The organism is Holdemania sp., assembly GCF_986127675.1.
This window is the reverse complement of the sequence record NZ_CFQZWI010000177.1, coordinates 1-2498: the sequence shown is the minus strand read 5'-3', so window position 1 is coordinate 2498 and position 2498 is coordinate 1. Positions and strand designations below refer to the sequence as shown.

Genomic DNA, 2498 nt, shown 5'->3' with positions numbered 1-2498 from the left:
CGATCAGGCTGCGGCCGCACATTACGGCGTCGCCAATCCCCTCTGCGATCACAGCTTCCGCTTCCTGCGGACTCATCACCGCGCCAACCAGGCAGATCAGAAGCGAGGTTTCCTGCTTGATCCGCCAGGCAAATTCCGCGTTGTAGCAATGCGGTTCAAAAATCGTCGGCACCGCATGGACATTGCCGGCGTGAACTACATCCATTCCGCAGCTAATATTGGCCATATCGACCAGCCCTTCCGCCGCCTTTAAGAACGCAGCCATCTCATTCTCAGAATAGCTTTCCGGAACGGTGAGCTGGCGCGATATCCGCAGGATCAGCGGAAACTCCGGTCCCGCGGCCGCACGGATCGCCCGCAGCACTTCCAGCGGGAACCGCATCCGATTTTCCAGTGAACCCCCGTGCTCATCGGTCCGCTGATTCCACACCGGCGATAAAAACTGCCCGCACAGGGAATCATGACCAAAATGCAGGGTCAAGGCATCGTAGCCCAACCGCAGGCAGCCCCGGACCCGCCGCACCTGATCGGCGATCAGCTGATCCATTTGTTCCCGATCGAAAGCTTTCATCTTCACGCCGTCAAACCGGATCCCCGCGCTGGGACCGCGGACAAAGCCTTCTTCATCCGGCAGCGAAAAGAATTCCAGCTCGTAAGCGGCCCGCGCCCCATTCTGATGGGCGACGCTGAGATCCTCCACGGTTGTATCCAATTCATATTTATCAAGAGGATTCATGCCGCCGGTATGCACCATCGCACAGCCGCCCAGTGAGCGGTCAAGCGCGCTCATCCCGCCGTAATTGACGCTCGAGATGATTTTATGACTGGGGATGATTCCCATCGGCGCAGCGATGATCCGGTTTTTCAACATCAGGCCGCGGATCTGCAGCGGTGAGAATAAATGCGGATAAGGGGTTTTCATTCCATTTCTCCCTGCCTTTCTTTTCAGTAAATTTTTTAAACGTACAATCCGGACAGCCAGAACGTCACCAGCGTCAGCCCGGCGCCGATCAGAAATCGAAGTCCGCCTGAGCGTAGCCGCTGATACCGGACTAACGGCGGCAGCGTCATCAGAACGATCAGCAGCGGCGGAATTGCCGCCAGCCAGGCCTGCGCCAATAAAAGCAGCAGCGTCACCGCCGCGAAACAGCCGGGCAGAATCCAGCCGTAAATCCGCGTCATTTTCCGGGTGAGCGCAGGATCGCCTAAATGCAGCGGACTCACAGAATCCGCCCCTGCGCGTCGATCAGCTGGATGTTGGTATATAGATTGGCCAGCTCTGGAATTGTTTTGATGTATTTCTTCATCGCTGCCTTTGCGGCCTCGTCGCTGGCTGCGGTATGCTTGACCTGAAGCGTTAGCCCGCTGAGGCGGACAACCTCGAAATGGATCAATTCAAAATCAAGCTGATCGATTTTTTCTTTCAGCAATTTCGCTTTGGGACATCCGATCTGAAGCATAAAATTCCTCCTTGTTTTTAAGAGACCGGGCTGTGTTCTTCCCGGCTTTTTTTGTTTTCCAGTTTTCTTTCCAGAATCCTTAATGGATTCCGTTCGATTAAGAATCAGGGTCTTCCTTTTGAGGATAAACGTCCGGATCTCCATCCGGAACTTGTTGGAACAAAGTGAAGAAGCTGCTTACGCAGCTTCAGAAACAGCGCTGTTTTCTTCTTCCACAGCCTGTTTGTCGATCATTTTAACAAATGGATACCAGATCAGCATATCGACAGCCAGAATCACGATCTGCAAGACCGCGCCCTGCCACGGAACTGAACAGGTCAGGATTCCCTGCAGGATTCCCGGCATCGTCCAGCTTGGATTGACGCCGGTAAACCGGGCGCACAGACCAATCGCGACGGATCCGTAAGCGATGCAGGTATTCGCGATCACGCCCAGCATGTACGGAATGAACAGCAGTGGGTTCAGCATGATCGGGATGCCGAACAATAACGGCTCGCCGATATTGAAGATCTGCGGGACAATCGCAACCCGCGAGAGCTGCTTGTAGCGCTTGGATTTCGCCAGGAAGAACAACAGAATGCCCAATCCCAGCGTTGCGCCGATCCCGCCCATCTGAATGGAGTTCAGCAAGCCGGTCGTATAGATGTTCGGCAAAGCGGAACCGGCCGCCATCGCCGCCATGTTCTGTTCGTTCGCCGCCGTTGCCAGCGCGTCCATAAACGGAACGACCGAGGAACCATGAATGCCGCAGAACATCGCCAGCGTCATGACCAGTTCGGTGACTAACAAACCGAAGAAGCTGGTGCCCAAACCGGACAGCGGTGTCTGGATAAACGTGTAAATGAGCTGATGGATCGATTCATACGGCGTCGCCGCCAGCACCTGACCGATCAGCGAACAGCCGAAGACCAGAATAAACGCCGGAATCAGCACCGCGAAGGTTGCTTCAATATAATGCGGAACGCCCTGCGGCATCTTGATCGTCACATTGTGATCCTGGCACAGCTTGACAAACCGCACGACCAGATACAGATCGGA

The 2498-nt window shown here is 54.9% G+C and carries 4 protein-coding genes; all 4 read right to left on the bottom strand.

From position 1 onward, the window contains the following. Positions 1–922: oxidoreductase (locus AC5OW4_RS15005; protein WP_493677188.1), on the bottom strand; the 922-nt coding region annotated here is incomplete at its 3' end. Between the two features lie 35 nt (positions 923–957). Further along, positions 958–1224, bottom strand: coding sequence for a hypothetical protein (locus AC5OW4_RS15000; RefSeq protein WP_072685537.1), 267 nt, complete (start codon positions 1222–1224; stop codon positions 958–960). Further along, a complete protein-coding gene (locus AC5OW4_RS14995; protein ID WP_072685535.1) occupies positions 1221–1460 on the bottom strand; it encodes a hypothetical protein in 240 nt (79 codons plus the stop codon). The genes AC5OW4_RS15000 and AC5OW4_RS14995 overlap by 4 nt, the downstream gene beginning before the upstream one ends. Before the next feature lie 177 nt (positions 1461–1637). Next, positions 1638–2498, bottom strand: an 861-nt coding sequence (locus tag AC5OW4_RS14990) for a PTS sugar transporter subunit IIC (RefSeq protein ID WP_493677187.1), incomplete at its 5' end; no start/stop codon positions are given.

Excerpts from the sequence above, each read along its gene's own strand:
- AC5OW4_RS14995 (WP_072685535.1), bottom strand. The coding sequence starts at position 1,460 with ATGCTTCAGATCGGATGTCCCAAAGCGAAATTGCTGAAAGAAAAAATC.